The sequence below is a fragment of the Streptococcus sp. HMSC066F10 genome (assembly GCF_001813805.1).
GTDB lineage: Bacteria > Bacillota > Bacilli > Lactobacillales > Streptococcaceae > Streptococcus > Streptococcus vaginalis.
The window spans coordinates 18733-37616 of sequence record NZ_KV813952.1 but is presented as its reverse complement, the minus strand read 5'-3'; the positions used below and the strand labels follow the sequence as shown (position 1 = coordinate 37616).

Sequence of the window (18884 nt, the reverse complement as noted above, 5' to 3'; positions counted from 1 at the left end):
TTTCTTGTCTAACTTTTGGGGTGCAGTTCATCATTCCAGCTTTTTGCTTGCCATTCAATCAGAAAAGCATCTTACTATTATGAAATAGCACCCTACCTATCCAATCCTCCACCTGAATAAATAGAATGCCCTCATTTAAACATAAAATTACCAAAATTCGCGAACAAAATCATTTTCTAAGCGTTCACTATAAAACAATTCTGACAACGATTTGTCATCAAAAATACGTAGCAAATTTTTTAAATCATAAGCCAATTCGAGAGTGTCCAACTCTTCACGTGCCACCCACCTAACTTCACCTTCTTCTGATGAGCGGAGATGTCCTGAAAATTCATTTGTACGATAAAGAAAGACCAGATAACGAATGCCTTCTGCTGTGTACCAATGTTTCATACCAACCAGTTTAGGATGATGGATTGTTAGTCCCGTTTCTTCATAAATTTCACGCACAACTGCTTGGTGGAGGCTCTCCTTTTCTTCTATATGTCCACCAGGTAAAGCTGCTCCTGACCAAGAATACATCTTGGGGTCACGAATCTGCATGACAATGCGATTTTGATTATCTTCAATCAGACACATATTGGTTAAAATTACTTGAGATTTACGGGACATATTTTTCTCCTCTAAACTTTGTATCAAATAGATAAGAATTTGGGACAGGTTTCATAGTTGCTATCGCAGCCATCAACCTATCCCAATCCTTTATTTTTTAAGCTGTTTTTTCGACTTTTAGGATTTTTACATCATAACTGCCCACAGGTGTTTCAACTGTAGCAGTATCGCCTGTTTTCTTGCCAATTAGAGCTTGTCCAATAGGACTTTCATTAGAAACCTTTCCAGCAAAAGCATCTGCTCCTGCTGCACCCACAATCATATAGACTTCTTCATCCGTTTCACCAACTTCTTGAATCGTAACGGTCTTACCAATAGCAACTTCATCTTGTGCTACTGCATCACTATCTACAATTTCAGCATAGCGAATCTTGGTTTCCAGACTTGAGATTTGTCCTTCAACAAAAGCCTGTTCATCTTTGGCTGCTTCATACTCACTGTTTTCTGATAAGTCACCATAAGAACGAGCAATTTTAATACGTTCTACCACTTCTGGACGGCGAACTAATTTAAGTTCTTCTAATTCTTTTTCAAGTTTTTCCTTTTCTTCAAGGGTCATGGGATAAGTTTTTTCTGCCATTATTTTTTCTTCTTTCTATTTTTAAAATAAAGAGGGAGTGGGACAGAACTTATCTTGAAAATTTTAGTTCCTAGTCTCACCCTCGCAGGATTGCTCAACAGTCTGGGAGACTGTTGAGCAATCAGTAGCTGCGTCGTTGGTTTATTATAACTATATACTTTATACTTTGAAGCTGGAAACTTTCGTCCCAGCTTCTTTTTAATATTCGCTTGCTTTGCAAGGCGCATTCTTCATCTAGTCTAAAATACACTTGTAGCAATCTTTTTAGACTTATACATCATTGCTCAGAAGTAGAACAAAATCAAGTTTTAAAAGTTACAATTTTGTCCCGCTTTTTTAATTTGAACTACTTGATTGTGTCAATTTACTATTAACATGTTCTTGAACATTTTTTTCATGTTCTTCATAGGTATTTGCGAAATAAACATTTCCTGTTTCTGTATTGGCTACGAAGTAAAGATAATCCGTTTTGGCTGGATTAACAGTCGCTTCAATAGCAGAAAAACTAGGATTGTCTACAGGACCAGGCATTAAACCGGTATTTTTATAAACATTGTAAGGCGAATCAATATTAGTATCAATCGCAGCGTCTTCTGCTAAGGTTGTCTTTTGACCAAGCTTTCCTTGAGCATACAAAATTGCAATATTGCTTTGCAAAGGCATGTTTTGATTTAAACGATTGTAAAAGACACTTGCGATGTTTTTTCGGTCTTGATCTGTTGAACCTTCTTTTTCAACCAAGGACGCAATTGTCAAAACATCGTGCACAGTCAAGTTCTTTGAGGCTAAAACATCATAATATTGCGACATGGTTTTATCCATTGCTGCTAACATTTGGTCAATGAGCGTTTCAGCAGTTATGCTGTCGGTCACATTGTAAGTAGCAGGGAAAAGATAGCCTTCTAAGCGATACTTAACACCGCTCTCTTTTTTAGCTAAATTGCCTAATAAGTTTGGATATTTTGTAGCTTCCTGAGTGATAAAATTATCATCTTGCACTTTCTTTAAAAACGTATCCGAAGACAATTTATTTTTCTTCAACTTCGCAATCGTTTTTGCAATTTGGTCAATCGTATATCCTTCTGGAATGGTCAATTTTTCCATTGAGGGATCCTGCGGAGTGTCCGTTCCACCTTGCTGTAGCTTTTTAGCAATCGTATCCAAACTCATGCTCTTTTGCAGATTGTAATAACCCGATTGGAAATCTGCATAGTTTTTAAACTTAGCATAATAGCTAAAAATCTGAGCATTTTTGATCAAACCAGCTTTTTCCAAGACCGTTCCAATTGCTTTGGTGCTCGATCCAGTCGGAATCTTAACCGTCACATACTTTGTATTTTTCGCATCAACTGGTTGTAAAGCTGATGTAACATAGCGATAAGCAAAGAAACCAGTTAAACCAATCCCTAAAAGCAGCAAAATTAAGACCGTTTTGACGATTTTTCCGGCGATTTTGTTTTGACGCTTCTTCGTGTTAATCGTTTGAGCAGTCCTATTTGAACGAGAAAGTTTCTTTGTGTCTTGCTCCGTTCCGTAAACTGCAGGTTGAACTAATTCTTTTGGAACCTTGGTTTCTTCAACAGCCTGATTGGTTGGGTAAGAAACAGGGACTTTCGTCGTATGAGTATTAAACTCTTTTTCTTCTTCCCTAGCTGCCGCTTCGGCTTCTATTTGTTCAACGGTTGGAAGGGGACTTTCTAAAGGAGCAGGCTCTGGCTCGCCACTCTCTTCTTTTTGAACTTTTGGTATATCCGTTTCAGAAGCGGTTGCTTTCTCTTCTTCCTGTGCAGAAGGAAGCGCAGATTGACCCAAACCTAACTTTTCCTGCAAGTCATTAGATTCTTCTACAAGTTTTGGTTGTTCAGTTCCCTTTTCTTTAGCCAAGTCGTACAGAATCTGCTCTTTAAAACTCAGCCCTTCTTTTTCTTGCGAATCTTCAGCCAAATAGTTGACCTCCTTGTTCAATATCCCTACCATTATATCTTAAAAAGTAAAGAAAAGCAATAAGAGAATGCCTTTCTTTCAAGCATTCTACAGAATAATCAATTCTTTTCTCCACTATTTGGGAGTTTTCCAAAGCATATCATACCAAACTTCACCTGCATAGGTAGATTGGGATACGCCCTCGTTGATAAAACCATGTTTTTCATAGTAAGTGACCAAATAATCATGACAAGTTAAGTTGATTCCCAAACGCTGGTCGCGAACAGCAATATCCTTCATTGCATTCAACAAACTTCTACCTAACCCCATATTTTGAGCATTTTTAGCAATAGATAAACTGGTCAACGAAATATAATGGTCTGTCAAATGACTATAATCTTCTACCTCAGAAGTAAAGGATTGATCTACTAAATGGCGTTCTGGACGAACAGGCCCTTCAAGGTAGCCTAAAATCTGACCGTCTCGTTCAGCTACTAAGAAACTGGTTGTTAATTTTTGGATATGGGCTTCCAAAATCTCTCGACTCAGAGCTTCTTCTGGGCCAAAGTTTTCCCATTCAATAGTCGTAATAGCATCCAAATCTGCTAAATTTGCCTGTCTAATCTTCATTTTCCCTCCTTAAAATATGGATTATCCCAAACGAATTCATGTAAAATAGCATGGCTATCTCCCCTTTCAGAAATTCCTTCGTTTATGAAAGCATTCATTTCGTAGTAAGAAATCAACTCATCTGAACAAACCAACTGAAGACCTTTTTGATTTTGTGCAACAGCTATTTCTTTGCAAGCAGCTAAAAGCAAAGTTCCCAGTCCCTGCTCTTTAAAATCTGGATGAATGGATAAGCGCTGAATCGTCATAAAATCAGAATCTTGCTGCCACTTTGACGAATTGTCTATCATTTCCTTTGTCAAATGACGTGAAAAAACGGCTGCCCCTACAAGGTAGCCAGCTATTTTCTCATTTAATTCCGCTATTAAAAAGTTCGTTTGCCCCTGTTCAATCCATTTTTGAATTGTTTCTGCACCAGCTGCTTCTGTGGAAAAATTCGCCTCCTCAATCGCAACGATTGCCTTCCAATCTTCCAAAGAAGCTTCTCGAAGGGTGACTTGTGGTATTAGATTACTGGACATTGCTTGTCAAATTGGATAGCAAACGTTCAAAAGAATATTCATAGGTTTGAATATCCCCAGCTCCCATGAAAACATAAACAGCATTTGGGTGTTCTAACAATGGTGAAACATTGTCAACAGTAATAATTTCTGCCTTTTTGATAATTTTTTCAGCTAAATCTTCTACTTTGACATCTCCGTGGTCCACTTCACGCGCAGAGCCATAGATTTGCGCCAAATAAACGGCATCGGCTTGATTCAAAGCTTCGGCAAATTCGTCCAAAAGCGCAATGGTTCTGGTAAAAGTATGTGGTTGGAAAATCGCAACAATTTCTTTACTTGGATATTTCTGGCGAGCTGCGTCCAAAGTCGCAATAATTTCAGTTGGATGATGCGCAAAATCATCAATAATTGTTGTCCCATTAACCACTTTTTCAGTAAAACGACGTTTCACACCACCAAAAGTGACTAAATGCTCCCGAACTAAATTTAAGTCAAATCCAGCTGTGTACAATAAACCAATAACAGCTGTTGCATTCATAATATTGTGGCGACCAAAGCTAGGAATCTTGAATTCTCCTAATTCTTGCCCACGGAAAGAGACTTTAAAGCTAGAGCCTGTCGTAGAACGGAGTAAGTCATGAGCGATAAAGTCATTACCTTCCTTAAAGCCATAGTAATAAATAGGAGCGTTAGCTGTGACTCGGCGCAATTCTTTGTCTTCACCGTAAACAAATAACCCTTTGCTAACCTGTTTAGCATAATCATTAAAAGCATTGAAAACATCTTCTAAGCTGGTGAAATAATCTGGGTGGTCGAAGTCAATATTCGTGATAATTGAATATTCAGGATGATAAGGCATAAAATGACGTTCGTATTCATCTGCTTCAAATACAAAGTATTTCGCATTTGCAGAGCCGCGCCCCGTCCCGTCACCAATCAGATAACTGGTATCCGTAATGTTTGACAAAACGTGTGCCAACATACCCGTCGTTGATGTCTTTCCGTGTGCACCTGCCACTCCCATGCTGACAAAATTACGCATAAAGATTCCAAGAAATTCATGGTAACGCTTATAAGAAATACCATTTGCATCGGCATAAGCAATTTCAAGATTATTATCCGGACGGAAAGCATTTCCTGCAATAACTTCTACATCTGCTTGAAGATTTTTTTCGTCAAAAGGCAAGATTTTAATTCCTGCTTGTTCTAAGCCACGTTGAGTGAAATAGTATTTTTCAACATCGCTTCCTTGAACTTGATGTCCCATTTGATGCAGCATCAATGCTAAGGCACTCATTCCAGAGCCCTTAATCCCGATAAAATGATAGGTTTTTGTCATAATTTCTCCTTAAATACTAAGAGCGTTAAATTTAGTGAAACCAAGTTCACACAAAAATAATTGCTCTTGTCAACGTTCAATTATTTTCCTTCCAGCCGTGTTAAATTTAGCTCTTGCGCTATCCGACGCTCTCTTTGATTTTGTAATTCTTTTTTGTTATAAATTTGACTTGTTTTTAAAAAGTCATAATTATTTTTAGATTTTTTGGGTGATTCCTTCGGCAAAGAGGTATTTACTTTGATATCTGCTAAAATATAATGATCCTGCTTTAAATTTCGACTATATTTTGATAACCTACTACCATTTTCCTTTTGGAAAAATGCTGTTGGTTTATGTGAAATAGCTGTGTTACCATTCGTAACGGTAGGATAAGAACGCTTTTTAGCAGTAAAATCCGATGTCAAATAAGCTGCCGAACGTTTCTTTTTCAAATCCGCTCTGGCTTCTTCTCTAGCCAATTCTGCATAACTTTTTGAAGTAGATTTTTTGGCTTTGACAGATTGAACAGCTGAAGTCGCTTGGTAAAACTTTGCCTGTCCTTCTTTTACTTGACTGTCTGCAATTTTCTTTACAATTGGTTCCCATTCTAAATAATTTTTATCAACATAGTCACCATTAATATTACTGATAAGATCGCTTTCATCGTAAAGGTTCATACGCGGCATTTCTGATAACAAGATTTCATCATCAGAAATCAATGGAAAAGGTTTTTCTTTCATTAGCACATTTCCTTTCAACACTTCATTATAACCTATTGGTGCTATTTTTCAAGTGTTTCTGTAGAAATTCCTAGAATTTCTCGTATTTCAGCAACGGTTAGGCTGCTACGGGGTTCTGTTCCATCTAGGATAGTTGATACGAGATGACGCTTGCTTTCCTGCAACTCTTGAATTTTTTCTTCAATCGTTCCTCGCGTAATCAATCGATATACTTCTACATTTCTTTCTTGACCCATACGGTGAGCTCGACCAATTGCCTGAGACTCTACTGCTGGGTTCCACCAAAGGTCTACTAAGATAACAGTATCAGCACCAGTTAGATTCAAGCCAACACCACCAGCTTTTAAAGAGATTAAAAAGGCGTCTCCTTCCCCATTATTAAAAGAATTTGTCATCTCTTGACGATCTTTTGCTGGGGTGGAACCTGTAATTTTAAATGTCTCCATTTTCATCTTTTTCAATTCTTTTTCGATAATGTCTAGCATTCCTCGGAATTGAGAAAAGATTAACATACGGTGGCTTCCTGTCTGAATCTGCTCTAATAGTTCTAACAGGCTTTCTAGTTTGCCACTCTCTCCATGATAGTCATCCATAAAGAGCGCAGGAGTATCGCAGATTTGACGTAATCGCATCAAGCCAGATAAGATTTCCATTTTGCTGCGATTAAGTTCTTCATCTGTAGAAGTAAGCACACGCTCCTGCATTTGTTTTAGTTGCGCTAGGTAGATAGCCTTTTGACTATCTGCAAGCTCATTGCGATAAGAAACTTCGATGAGTTCTGGCAATTCTTGCAAGACATCTTCTTTCTTCCGCCGCATGACAAATGGTTTGATAAAACGAGCAACAGTTTCTGCAGGCAGTTTCAAAAAGTTCTTTTTGCTAGGTAATAATCCTGGCAAAACAATTTGAAAAATAGACCATAATTCGCCGAGGTTATTTTCAATCGGTGTTCCAGAAAGAGCAAAGGTATTTTTTACCTCAAAATTTCGTAGATGATGAGCAATCTTGGTCTGTGCATTTTTCATGACCTGCGCTTCATCTAAAAAGAGATAATCGAAGTTCAATTGACTATACCCTTCAACATCTTGACGGAAAGAAGCATAGCTTGTAATCATCACCTGATGACCTTCTGCAATCAAGTTATCTCTGACTGGCTTTAATCCATAAATGACCGCTACATCCATTTCTGGTGCAAATTTTGCAAACTCATCCAGCCAATTGTAAATTAAACTAGACGGAGCCAAAATCAAAACGTTGGTCTCTTTTTTTAGCTGACTACTTAAAAAGGCAATAGTTTGAAGGGTTTTTCCCAACCCCATATCATCTGCCAAAATACCGCCAAATCCATAATGGTGAAGCATAGACATCCATTTGACACCCGTTTCTTGGTAATCACGCAAAGTTGCTTCCACTTTTAATGTCGGTAGCGCAAATTCCTCTGGATGCGTCAAATCAAAGGCTAAATGGTGAAACTCCTCTGAAAAGCTCACTTTTTCTTGATCTTTAAATAATTCAGATAGCTGATAAGCAGCAATCCGCTGCGTTTGGAAAATACCGTCTTTTCCTTTTTTAGCTCGTAAATCCTGTAAGGTTTTGCTGACTCTTTTTGTTTCTTCATCAAAAACGAGCACCTTGCCAGAGCGACTGATGAAATAATCATTAGCCGAAAAAAGAGCTTCTAACGCATCGTCTACTTCTGTTTGGTCAATACTTGTAAAGTCAAACCCGATATCCAACAAGCCACCATTTGTCTGAACAGAAACTGCTGGTCTTTCCACTTGGTACAAGGCTGTCAGGCTTTCTGCTAATACCTTTCCCAAGCGCCTAAAACGAGGGAGAATGGACGTAAAAAATGAATAAATCTCTTGTGGTTGCAATGGAGGACGAGTGCTTGTAAAATCTGCTTCAAAACCAGCAGACAGAGCTTGTTGAAAAACCTTTTGTTCTAACTGGAAATCGCTAGCAAATGGCAGTTCTTCCAACTTAAAACGAGTATCCACAACATGATTTCCATAATCAAACTGGATTTTGAGACGAATTTCCTGAGTATCCAATAACTCGAAATCAAACAGCGGAGTAAACGTATGAATCACCAAACTTTCTGGTTCATGAATAGAGCCAATTTTACCAAATTCTAATAGTCCTGAAGCTAGTTTTGCTTGGTCGCTTGTATCAAATTGAAGCCGTTTTTTGCGGTCCGTGTCCACAGGCAATTCTCGAATCACCTGAATCATCCGCTTTTGCTGCTCTGTCAGTTGATAGAAATGATCCCCATAAAAAATAAAGTCACCACCGTATAGAATTTTATAATTTTGTTCTGTAATGGTGAGCTCAAAATAATCCGAATTTTCCTCTACTGTAAAATCATAGATGCCTACTTCAGCATGCAAATCTTGAAAAAAGACTTTGTCATAGTCATAAAGACTGTATTCCAAGCGAAAATGCGGCAAATTCATGAGTCGATTTACGCCTTCTTCAAACAGACTAGACGGAAAATAAAGATGTCTAGCAGCATTTGGAAAGATAAAAGAAGCATCTTGATCCTGCTGATAAGAAACAAGTCCTCGTAAAAACTGGATCACCTCTTGACTAGCTTCATCGAAAGCAGCCAATTGCATTTTTTCATAATAGTGCTTGCCGATTTGATAATAATCGCCTTTTTCAATAATCTTTAAAAAAGCACGAATATCTCGGATAACATAGGAGCGCTCATCTGGTAAACGACTGATGCGCAAGGTCCACAAAAATTGTCCTGTATAATCATCTTCTTGCCCAACAGCAGCCAGTTCATAGCGAACGGCTACATCTTTTGTCAAAAGGATTTTATCCAAGAAGAGACTGCCAAAAGAGACTTTCGTTTGAGTTTCCTCTGAAGTTGTTTGCTCCTCTTCAAGATTGGTCAAAACGACTTTTCCTTCAGGGTCATTTTTAAGAAAATATTCTAAGCCTGCTAGATGAGCACAGTATTTCTTTTTTTGAAAAAAATCACAGGCGCAAAAAATGGCTTCGTCATCCAAACTATATCGCAGATTGTGATTTTCAACTCGGCTGTAAATCATCTGATCTTTCACTTTGAGAATTTCAATTTCCCCTGCTTCGTAAAGGGCTATTCCTTCCGTCCGAATCTTCCCAGGAATCAATTTTGCCATAAGTACCACCTTTATTTTATCTATTAATTATACCATATTTTCAGCATAAAGAAAAAAAGCAAGGTTCTCCTCGCTTTCTTTTAGAAAATGTCCTCGTTGAGCTTTTTATAGCATTTAGTGCGTGCAATCAACACTTTCATAAAACCGACTAGCAATATTGTATTGCCTATTACTAAGAATACTAAAAAGAGCCAAATTCCCAGTAAAAGTAGAGAATTTTGTTATCATCAACCAAATGGCTCCCAATGTTATAGCAGCCAAGAAAAGATGTGCAATTCCTACAACGATCAGACTAAAAAGTGATAACCAATAGCGAAAACCAAACGGTTTGTACTTTCTGTCATCATAGTGAATATTCACATAAGCTGCACTTGCAATTCCAATGAGCACCACTTTAGCAATATTTATCCAATTCATATTTCTTTTTCACATAGGTACGTTAGACTAGTTATCTTGTACTGTACCACTTCTACTATTTTTATGTTCAGCCTTGTTTAGTTAGTTCCGCCCTACTTCCGCTTTCTGGCAATGAGATGAATTGGTGTCCCTTCAAATACGAAAGCTTTGCGGATTTGATTTTCTAGGAAGCGCATATAAGAAAAGTGCATGAGTTCTTCTTCATTGACGAAAATAACAAAGGTTGGCGGTTTAGTTGCGACTTGTGTCGCATAGAAGATTTTCAGCCGTTTGCCTTTGTCGGTCGGTGTCGGATTAATCGCAATGGCATCCATGATGACGTCGTTGAGAACAGCTGACGGAATGCGAGTATTTTGACTTTGACTAATTCTCTTAATCATGCCTGGCAATTGATGCAAACGTTGCTTAGTCAGAGCTGATACAAAGACAATCGGTGCATAAGAGAGATACTGAAATTGGTCGCGAATATCGGCTTCCCAATTTTGCATGGTCTTGTTATCTTTTTCCAGCGTATCCCACTTGTTAACAACGATAACAATTCCTTTACCTGCTTCATGAGCAAAACCAGCAATCCGCTTATCATACTCGCGAATGCCCTCTTCAGCATTGAGCACCATAAGCACCACATCAGATCGGTCAATCGCTCGCATAGCTCGCATAACAGAATACTTCTCTGTATTTTCATAGACCTTGCCTGACTTGCGCATACCTGCTGTATCAATCATGGTAAATTCTTGTCCCTCATTGTCCATAAAGACCGTGTCAATCGCATCACGAGTAGTTCCAGCCACAGGACTAGCAATCACACGGTCTTCTCCTAAAATCGCATTGATTAAGCTAGACTTGCCGACATTGGGACGACCGATGAGGCTGAATTTAATCATGTCTGGATTTTCAACGGCTTCTTCATTGGGAAGATTTTCAACAATGGCATCTAAAATATCCCCCGTTCCAATCCCATGAACGGAAGAAATGGGATAAGGGTCACCCAAACCAAGCGCATAAAAATCAAAAATTTCACTACGCATCTCTGGGTTATCTACTTTATTAACCGCTAGAATAATCGGCTTGTGGGTCTTGTAGAGCATACGAGCCACATATTCATCCGCATCTGTAATACCTTCTTTTCCAGACACCACAAAAACGATGACATCCGCTTCCTCCATAGCAATCTCTGCTTGGTGCTTGATTTGCTCCATAAAAGGCGCATCTACATCATCAATCCCGCCTGTATCAATCATGCTAAACTTGCGATTCAGCCACTCAGCCGTTGCATAAATACGGTCTCTGGTCACTCCTTCAACATCCTCAACAATCGAAATCCGCTCCCCGGCAATTCGGTTAAAAAGTGTTGATTTGCCGACATTAGGACGGCCGACAATGGCAATAGTTGGTAAAGCCATAGTGTTCCTCTTTCTGTTCTAAGAAGCTGGGACACAATGCTCAGCTTCGCTTGTTTATGTAGTTATAATTACAGGGCGCAGCGGTTTGGAGAAACTCTATTGACTTTAGGCAATTTAGAATTTCCCATGTACAATTGACTAGGCAATTAGTGCCAATCAAACACTGCTAAGTGGGGTCTAATGCGCTGATAAATCAGCTTTTATATCCCTTTTGACGTCAAGTTTTACTTGAGTTTATTTCCAACCTCGGAAGGTTTCCCAAACCTTTCGAGCTGTGCGGGCAAGCCAACAAAATCGAATTGTTTCGAAATGACCGATTTTGTCTCACTCTCTTTATTTTACAATAATTTCTTGTCTTGTAATAGATTTTGACTAGCAAGATTGGGCTTTTGAGCAAATTACTTCGCTAGTCGCTCGCTCCATGTATCAGTTGCTCGATCTCCAGCATAGTCTGCTTGAATCTGATCATAGTTCTGAATAACAGATGTGTCCTGTTCTTGATAGTTTTCTTCAAAAACGACTGTTTCATACGGCAAACGTGGTTTAACAGCATGGTGCTGATCCGGCTTTCCCAAAGCCATTCCAAAAATAGGATACGTATAATCTGGTAAGTTAAACAGCTCTGCTATTTCCCTAGAAGCATAGCGAATCAAGCCAATGATGACCCCGCCATATCCCAGACTTTCAGCCGCCAAAAGAGTATTCTGCGCGGCCAGACTAGCGTCAACAGAACTAATCAGAAGATTCTCCACTCCTTGTGAGTAAAAGGTATCCGTATGAAGTCGCACACCTTTCTCAGCTCGATTGAGGTCTCCGATAAAAAGAAGAAAAACAGATGACTGACGAATAGCCTCCTGAGGCACCAAATCAAACAAGGCTGCTTTCTTTTCTTGATTGCGAACAACAATAATCGAATAAGATTGGAAATTCTTCCAGCTAGAGGCTGCTCGACCAGCATCAATAATCACCTTCAAATCCTCATCTGAAATCTGCTCATCTGTAAAACGACGAACAGAAGTATGCTTTTTCATCAAATCAATCGTTTCATTCATCGGCGATTTTCTCCTTCCAGACGAACTTCCTCTGCTAAGAATTTTATTCTTTCCATGACCCGACGAGCCTGCCAAGTTTCATCTCCGTTTTTGGATGTCGCAAAATGCCGTCCCAAATCCGCAAAATTAAAATTCGATGTAAAGAAAGTTGGCAAATTTTCCTGCATCCGGTGCTGTAAAATAACCTGCAAAATCTCATCTCGCATCCACGGACTTGATTGCTCCGCACCGATATCATCCAAAATCAAGACTTGCGCTACTTTTACTTCATCAATCTTTTCCTTAACCAGACCAGAAGAAATAGCATTCTTTACATCCAAAACAAAACTAGGATAATGAAGCAAGGTCGTGGAAACACTACGTTTTTCCGACAAATCATGTGCTAAGGCTGCCATCATGTAACTTTTTCCCACGCCAAAATCACCATAAAGGTAAATCGCTTTTTTGTAGTTTGGATAATCTGCCACAAAATTCGTCAGCAACTCAAAAGCCTTATAACGACCAACATCGTCCAAATCCACTTTTGCCAAACTAGCTTCCTTGAGACTAGCCGGAAGACTAATTAAATTTAACCGTGCATTGATAGTTGCTTGTTTCTGCGCTTCGACTAGTTCGGGAGTTTCTTCATAAGAAACATCTGCATACCCCTCATTCTTCACCAATATCGGCTTATAGCCTTTGGCAATATACGCTTTATCACCTAGCAAGAAACGGTTTCGCTCAGAAATATACTGATTAAACTTAGAAATGCTTCGTTTGATTTCAGCAGGTGTCAATCGCTCAGACTGGATAAAAGCCGCCACATCTGGATCGGTAACGATTTGTTTCACCAACTCTTCATAGTCAAATTGACGAGCTTGGTTCCTATGCGCCATCGTTTGTCCGACACTCTCCATCTAGTCACCTCCTTGGTCTAATTTCGCTAAAAGTTTTCTCTTTTGCTCCTCTAGCTCAGCCCGCTTTTCAGCACTTGTTTCATTCTTATAGTCAGGATTGCTCCAGTCGGGAACATTGTTCTTTGAAGTAGCCGTTTGATTTGCTTTTTTGCTTGGTTGTTGATTTCGCTCACGAATCCGCAAAACTGCTTCTTCTGCCGATGCCACTTCCTGATATGAAAAGTCATTTGCCACTTTCAAAGCGTATTTTTCATTGAGATTAGCTGAATCTACTTTGTTAAAAGTCAACAGCAAAATCACATTGATAACTTCATCTAACAGTCCCAAATTTGCCAATTCTTGCAAACACTGACGTTCTCCTCGTGTGATTGTCGCATGCTTTGTTTTTTTGATTTCTGCCAAAAACTGCATGGCTGACTTACTCTTAGCCTCTCGAATAATCGTTTGTTCAGTATTAGAAAATCCACTTGCAGCAGGCTTTTGATTTAATTTTTGCTTCATTCGCTTGGTTGAAATCACATGACCGACAGCCGTTTCCTTAGCCAACAAATAGGTCTCATACCAAGTCCAATTTTGTTGCTCTGAAATAGCAAAGAGTACCAGCAAATCTTCTTTTTCGTTTTCAAAACGCAAGTTTTCTCGCGCCATCAATTGTTTAAAGTAATCCAAGTCAAAATGATTCTGTTTTGATTGCGGCTCTACCTTTGCATCTTCCACTTGAAAAATCTCTGACAGCTTCACATCTTGCTTCTCACCACTTGGGTGACTAGGCAACAAAGCTTCTACTGCAGCTTCACCAATCTTCTTTTCTAGCAGGCGTCTATAAACAGGATTGCTTAAAAATTCACCAGACGCTAATGTGGGCTGCAAATAGACCTGAAAATGATTCTCCGTATGATAAAGCTCTACTAACTGCATAGCAGACAACATTTCTAAACTTTTTTGCAAGGCATTCATCCCCAGATTGAGATGATTCAAAATGTGCCCAAAAGTATAAGATGATTTTCCATCGTCCCAAAAAGCAAGAAAATATTGATAGATAGAAGTCGCATCAAGCCCTAGAATTGGCAAATACAGACGAATCAAATTGGTGCTATCCTGACTAATCAGATTATTCTTCACAAAAGAAAATTGATCATTCGGTTTCATTTATTGTTCCTTTTTCTTTTTAGCTGTTTTTGTAATCTGTTTCAAGAGGTTTTCCAGCTCGCTCACATCTTTAAAGCTACGATAAACACTAGCAAAACGAACATAAGTAATTTCATCTAAATCCGCCAACTCTTCCATAACCAAGCTTCCGATAAATTCACTTGCGATTTCGTTTTCATTACTGCTGCGCACTTTTTGCTCAATTCGGCTAACAATTGCTTCAATCTCATCACTAGAAACAGGACGTTTTTGCGCCGAGCGAATGATTCCATTAAAGATCTTATCTCTTGAAAATTGTTCCCGCGTGCCATCCTTTTTAACGACAACGAGCGTCCGTTCTTCTACACGTTCATAAGTCGTAAAGCGATACTGACATTCATCACACTCACGCCGACGACGGATTGTGTTGCCATCTTCTGCTTGCCGACTGTCAATAACACTTGATTTATTACCACCACACTTAGGACAACGCATCTGCTTCCCTCCTGAATTCTTAATACTTCATTATACCATGTTTTAAGAAATAACAAAAGATAGGAACTTCCTCACGAAAATATATAATAATCCGTTATCCTATTTACTTCTCTCAAGAAATTTTATATAATAATTGTAAACGTTATCATTTCAAGGAGAATTATGATGAAAAGATTTTTTTCTGTTGCCTTTTTTAAAGACAAAAAGAATATTGCTATTCTAGCTCTAATTATTCTTTTGTTAGGTTCCTTTTCTGCCATGGGAAATCAGCGCGAAAATGGGGAAGAATATAAAGCACAGATTCGAAAATTAACAAAAAGCAATGAAGAAGCTGCTAAAGACTACAAAGCATTAAAAAATGAGTTTGACTCCTACAAAAGAGAAAACTAGCAATATATTGCTATAGGTAAAAAAGAGAAACAGGCAAAGAAGGAGAAAGCCGCTGAGGAAGAGAAGAAAAAGGAAGCGGAACAAGCTAAGCAAGAAAAAGCAGCAAAAGAACAAGAAATAGCTAAACAAGCGGAAGAAAAACGAAAACAAGAAGAAGCAGCTGCCGCTCAAGCGCAGCAACAACAAGAGGCTGCTGCAGCACAAGAAGCTCAACAGCAGGAACGAACCGTTTATGTAGCTCGTAACGGAACTGCTGATGTTTATTGGTATAGTATAGATAATATGCCACGCAATACACGTTTTGACAGAGTAGTCTCCACGACTGAGGCCAATGCTATAAACGCTGGGAAACGCCACACCTCTAAAGAATAACAATCAAAAACAGGAAGTTTCATCTCACAACTTCCCGTTTTTGATTGTTACAATGCAACTTCTGCTTCTAACCCAAAATGGTCACTAACGACAGGTGTTGCTTTGCCGTCAAAAACAACAGCAGATTTTTTAACGTTAAAATCTTTACTCGTAAAGATATAATCAATTTTTAGAGCATCCTTGTTTCCAGCCCAGCCGGCAATATCGCCTTCGACTGTTGCTGTACCAATGACTGTAGCCGCAACAACATGACTGTCTTGCAGAGCAAGCGGACTTTTTAGAATGTGCCGATAGCCCTCATAACCGACGGGATTGTTAAAATCCCCCATCAATACTAGAGGCATATCGCGCTGCAACAATTCTTTTTCTACTTGTACCCATTCTTCTTGGAAGCCTTTGTCCCACCAAGAAAGATGACAGGAAGCCACCGTTACAAGCCGTCCATCAACTTCTGTTTCTGCTAAGAGGACTTTTCTAGTGTGATAATCTGTTGGATCGTTGGCATCTGAAACCAATAACTCACTTGGTTTCAACGGCTTTAAGGATAAAATAGCAACTCCCTCATGAAACCGATCAAAACCAATATGATTATAAGCCCAAGACCAATGATAAATAAGACCTTTCTCTATCAATCTCTCCACGAGACAATGCGCAAAGTGATCTTTATGAATCGCAATGGCGCCATCTACCGCATGATAAAATGGAGCCTGAACAACCTGTTCAGACTCCATTTCTTGATTGACTTCCTGCAGGCAAATGACATCATATTTTTCTTGAAGAATCCGCTCAGCTAGTTGATCTAGCTTTTTTTCTTGCTCATCTTCCATCCAACTATGAGTATTTAAAGTCAGGAATTTTGCCATGATTTCTCTTTTCTATTTACAATTCTACTTTAGCAACAACTGTTTTCGCTGCTACTTTGCCGAATGTTTCAACGGTTACAGATTTAATAGCTTGTGCATTTGTGAAGACAACAACTGTTGAAGTTTCACGACCTGCTGCTTTGACAGCTTCTAAATCAGCTGTCACAAGAAGATCACCTGCTGCAACTTTTTGTCCTTCTGCAACATGCACTTCAAATGGTTTACCTTCAAGACTGACTGTATCAAGTCCGATATGAACAAGCACTTCAAGACCATTATCAGTCAAAAGACCGAGAGCGTGCTTGGTAGGGAAAATGCTGCTAACCGTACCTGCTACTGGTGAGTAAATCTTGCCATTTTCAGGTTCAACAGCAAATCCGTCACCCATCATTTTTTGAGAGAAGACTGGATCTTTGACATCTGTAATCGCAATCACTTCACCGTCTGCGACTGTCTCAACTTCTTCTGTCACGCCTTTGTAGCTCGCTTCGGCAGCTTGTGAAGCTGTCATTTGGCTCGGAAGAGTTTCAGGAATCACTTCGCCTGAGTCAAGTAAGTCTTGAATGTCAGATTTCAAAACATCCGCTTTTGGTCCATAAATTGCTTGAACACCTTGACCTTTCATCACCAAGCCCATAGCTCCTTCGGCTTTCCATTGCTCTTCTGTACCAACTTTTTCTGCATCTTTAACAGTTACACGAAGACGTGTCATACATGCGTCAACATCAACAATGTTTGCACGTCCACCAAGAAGATTGATAATATTCACAGTTTGAGATGCTTCTGCTACTTTGCCACCAGCTGCGGTAGACGAAGGACTATCTTCTCCATCAGCTGTTTCATAGTTTCCGTTACGTCCTGGAGTTGCGTAGTTAAATTTCTTAATCATGAAGTTGGCAATAAAATACATTCCAACTGCAAAGAGCACTGTTACCCAAACAAAATTAATAATATCCATACCCAAACCAGCATTGATGGCTAGTGGAGTACGAGTCAGAAATTCGATTGAACCAAATGAGTGCATACGCAAGTGAACAATATCTGCCATAGCAAAGGCTGACCCTTGCACAACAGCATACACCAAATAAAGAGGTGTTGCAACAAACATAAACATGTATTCAATTGGTTCTGTAACACCTGTTAAGAAAGTTGCAAGTCCTGTTGCAATCATCATCCCTTTGTATTTATGTTTCTTATCATCATCTACATTTCGATAAATTGCAAAGGCAACCCCCATCAAAATACCAAATGAACCAATCATTTGCCCAACTTTAAAACGAGCTGGAGTAATACTATTTAGAAGATGTTGATATTGGTCAGCGTGTGAACCTTTTAAATTAACAAGGTCTGTTACCCAAGCCAACCATAATGGATCTTGACCAAATACAGTCGTTCCTTTAGCAGCCCCTGTCAACACTTCATATGTCCCACCTAATTGAGTATAGTTGATTGGAATTGTCAACATATGGTGAAGTCCAAATGGTAAAAGAAGACGTTCTAAAGTACCAAACAAGAATGGTGCGAGAATTGGAGCTGTCTTTTGAGAGTTAGCAATCCAAATACCAAAATTGTTGATTCCAGTTTGAACAACTGGCCAAAATACTGCAAGAATCAAAGCCACAATTGTAGAACGCAAAATAACAACGAATGGCACAAACCGTTTACCATTAAAGAATGAAAGCGCATCCGGTAATTTACGGTAATTATAATATTTGTTGAAAGCAGTTGCTCCAACAAAACCGGCAATGATACCAACAAACACCCCCATATTAAGGGCAGGAGCTTCAAGTACACTTACAAAATAATCAGCCACCTTAATGGTTCCACCAAAGACAGTTTTTACAGTAGCTCCTTGTTTTGTAAGAAGGTCTGAAGTTACTCCAAAAAAGACCCCTGTAATACGGTTAATTAAAATAAATGAAAGTCCGGCCGCAAATGCACCACCAGCACGTTCCTTTGCCCAGCTACCTCCAATAGCTAATGCAAACAAAATGTGAAGGTTTCCGATAACTCCCCAACCAATTTGCTCAAGAATACCGCCTGTTGTAACAAGAGCAGCTACGTTTGGATTGAGCATTGGAATTGACTTACCAATACTGATCATCAAACCAGCCGCGGGCATTACTGCGATAACGACCATCAGAGCTTTTCCGAATTTTTGCCAAAATTCGAAACTGAATATGTTTTTGAATGTCTCTTTCATCATTCATATCTCCTTATAAAATTTTCTGAAAACGCTTTCCGCAAACGTTTGCATTTATTTACTCTTTAATTATATCATATATTTCTATTTTGTAAAGCGTTTTTATATAATATTTTAAAAATTTTTCCTATTTCTTGCTTGCAAGTTGTAATAGACTAGGGAAATATGCCCATTAGAAAAGTGCAGAAAAACGATATTTCCTGCACCTCA

At 39.0% G+C, this 18884-nt stretch carries 16 protein-coding genes and 1 pseudogene; 1 reads left to right on the top strand and 16 read right to left on the bottom strand.

The window, feature by feature from the left end; translation table 11 throughout:
• Positions 1–147: 147 nt before the first annotated feature.
• The 14 genes from HMPREF2933_RS00560 to nrdR form a co-directional block, all read right to left on the bottom strand.
• Positions 148–612: an 8-oxo-dGTP diphosphatase gene (locus HMPREF2933_RS00560; protein ID WP_024052494.1), complete on the bottom strand. Its 465-nt coding sequence runs from the start codon at positions 610–612 to the stop codon at positions 148–150.
• Between the two features lie 97 nt (positions 613–709).
• Positions 710–1192 (bottom strand): transcription elongation factor GreA, encoded by a 483-nt coding sequence (gene greA / locus HMPREF2933_RS00555; RefSeq protein ID WP_003023612.1) that lies wholly within the window; start codon positions 1190–1192, stop codon positions 710–712.
• A gap of 336 nt (positions 1193–1528) precedes the next feature.
• Positions 1529–3136, bottom strand: coding sequence for an endolytic transglycosylase MltG (gene mltG / locus HMPREF2933_RS00545; RefSeq protein WP_042754090.1), 1608 nt, complete (start codon positions 3134–3136; stop codon positions 1529–1531).
• Positions 3137–3250: 114 nt separating this feature from the next.
• Entirely contained in the window at positions 3251–3745 is a 495-nt protein-coding gene (locus HMPREF2933_RS00540; RefSeq protein ID WP_024052496.1) for a GNAT family N-acetyltransferase, read from the bottom strand.
• Entirely contained in the window at positions 3742–4266 is a 525-nt protein-coding gene (locus HMPREF2933_RS00535; RefSeq protein WP_024052497.1) for a GNAT family N-acetyltransferase, read from the bottom strand. The genes HMPREF2933_RS00540 and HMPREF2933_RS00535 overlap by 4 nt, the downstream gene beginning before the upstream one ends.
• A complete protein-coding gene (murC, locus tag HMPREF2933_RS00530) occupies positions 4256–5587 on the bottom strand; it encodes a UDP-N-acetylmuramate--L-alanine ligase (RefSeq protein WP_024052498.1) in 1332 nt (443 codons plus the stop codon). The genes HMPREF2933_RS00535 and murC overlap by 11 nt, the downstream gene beginning before the upstream one ends.
• 80 nt (positions 5588–5667) lie before the next feature.
• A complete protein-coding gene (locus tag HMPREF2933_RS00525) occupies positions 5668–6306 on the bottom strand; it encodes a divisome accessory protein ZapJ (protein WP_024052499.1) in 639 nt (212 codons plus the stop codon).
• Between the two features lie 41 nt (positions 6307–6347).
• Positions 6348–9455 carry a pilus expression-regulating Snf2 family helicase gene (locus HMPREF2933_RS00520; protein ID WP_024052500.1) on the bottom strand — a complete coding sequence of 1036 codons (3108 nt, stop codon included), beginning with the start codon at positions 9453–9455 and terminating at the stop codon, positions 6348–6350.
• A 114-nt stretch (positions 9456–9569) separates the two neighbouring features.
• Positions 9570–9872 (bottom strand): hypothetical protein, encoded by a 303-nt coding sequence (locus HMPREF2933_RS00515; RefSeq protein ID WP_024052501.1) that lies wholly within the window; start codon positions 9870–9872, stop codon positions 9570–9572.
• 92 nt (positions 9873–9964) lie between these two features.
• Entirely contained in the window at positions 9965–11275 is a 1311-nt protein-coding gene (der, locus tag HMPREF2933_RS00510; protein WP_024052502.1) for a ribosome biogenesis GTPase Der, read from the bottom strand.
• 398 nt (positions 11276–11673) lie between these two features.
• Positions 11674–12327, bottom strand: a complete 654-nt coding sequence (locus HMPREF2933_RS00505) for an NADPH-dependent oxidoreductase (protein WP_070672307.1) — start codon at positions 12325–12327, stop codon at positions 11674–11676.
• Entirely contained in the window at positions 12324–13223 is a 900-nt protein-coding gene (gene dnaI / locus HMPREF2933_RS00500) for a primosomal protein DnaI (protein ID WP_024052504.1), read from the bottom strand. Before dnaI ends, HMPREF2933_RS00505 begins: the two co-directional genes overlap by 4 nt.
• A complete protein-coding gene (locus HMPREF2933_RS00495) occupies positions 13224–14372 on the bottom strand; it encodes a Replication initiation and membrane attachment protein (protein WP_024052505.1) in 1149 nt (382 codons plus the stop codon).
• Positions 14373–14846 carry a transcriptional regulator NrdR gene (nrdR, locus tag HMPREF2933_RS00490; protein WP_024052506.1) on the bottom strand — a complete coding sequence of 158 codons (474 nt, stop codon included), beginning with the start codon at positions 14844–14846 and terminating at the stop codon, positions 14373–14375.
• A 165-nt stretch (positions 14847–15011) separates the two neighbouring features.
• Here nrdR and HMPREF2933_RS00485 point away from each other — a divergent pair.
• Positions 15012–15608, top strand: a pseudogene (locus tag HMPREF2933_RS00485) (hypothetical protein).
• Positions 15609–15655: 47 nt separating this feature from the next.
• Here the strand turns inward: HMPREF2933_RS00485 and HMPREF2933_RS00480 are convergent.
• Positions 15656–16471 (bottom strand): endonuclease/exonuclease/phosphatase family protein, encoded by an 816-nt coding sequence (locus HMPREF2933_RS00480; protein ID WP_024052509.1) that lies wholly within the window; start codon positions 16469–16471, stop codon positions 15656–15658.
• 16 nt (positions 16472–16487) lie between these two features.
• A complete protein-coding gene (locus tag HMPREF2933_RS00475; protein ID WP_042754091.1) occupies positions 16488–18677 on the bottom strand; it encodes a PTS transporter subunit IIBC in 2190 nt (729 codons plus the stop codon).
• Between the last annotated feature and the right edge of the window lie 207 nt (positions 18678–18884).

Coding starts and splice junctions, on each gene's coding strand:
- HMPREF2933_RS00560 (WP_024052494.1), bottom strand. CDS start 612: ATGTCCCGTAAATCTCAAGTAATTTTAACCAATATGTGTCTGATTGAA.
- dnaI (WP_024052504.1), bottom strand. CDS start 13,223: ATGGAGAGTGTCGGACAAACGATGGCGCATAGGAACCAAGCTCGTCAA.
- nrdR (WP_024052506.1), bottom strand. CDS start 14,846: ATGCGTTGTCCTAAGTGTGGTGGTAATAAATCAAGTGTTATTGACAGT.
- HMPREF2933_RS00525 (WP_024052499.1), bottom strand. CDS start 6,306: ATGAAAGAAAAACCTTTTCCATTGATTTCTGATGATGAAATCTTGTTA.
- HMPREF2933_RS00475 (WP_042754091.1), bottom strand. CDS start 18,677: ATGATGAAAGAGACATTCAAAAACATATTCAGTTTCGAATTTTGGCAA.
- HMPREF2933_RS00540 (WP_024052496.1), bottom strand. CDS start 3,745: ATGAAGATTAGACAGGCAAATTTAGCAGATTTGGATGCTATTACGACT.
- HMPREF2933_RS00535 (WP_024052497.1), bottom strand. CDS start 4,266: ATGTCCAGTAATCTAATACCACAAGTCACCCTTCGAGAAGCTTCTTTG.
- murC (WP_024052498.1), bottom strand. CDS start 5,587: ATGACAAAAACCTATCATTTTATCGGGATTAAGGGCTCTGGAATGAGT.
- HMPREF2933_RS00515 (WP_024052501.1), bottom strand. CDS start 9,872: ATGAATTGGATAAATATTGCTAAAGTGGTGCTCATTGGAATTGCAAGT.
- HMPREF2933_RS00495 (WP_024052505.1), bottom strand. CDS start 14,372: ATGAAACCGAATGATCAATTTTCTTTTGTGAAGAATAATCTGATTAGT.
- HMPREF2933_RS00520 (WP_024052500.1), bottom strand. CDS start 9,455: ATGGCAAAATTGATTCCTGGGAAGATTCGGACGGAAGGAATAGCCCTT.
- der (WP_024052502.1), bottom strand. CDS start 11,275: ATGGCTTTACCAACTATTGCCATTGTCGGCCGTCCTAATGTCGGCAAA.
- greA (WP_003023612.1), bottom strand. CDS start 1,192: ATGGCAGAAAAAACTTATCCCATGACCCTTGAAGAAAAGGAAAAACTT.
- HMPREF2933_RS00480 (WP_024052509.1), bottom strand. CDS start 16,471: ATGGCAAAATTCCTGACTTTAAATACTCATAGTTGGATGGAAGATGAG.
- HMPREF2933_RS00505 (WP_070672307.1), bottom strand. CDS start 12,327: ATGAATGAAACGATTGATTTGATGAAAAAGCATACTTCTGTTCGTCGT.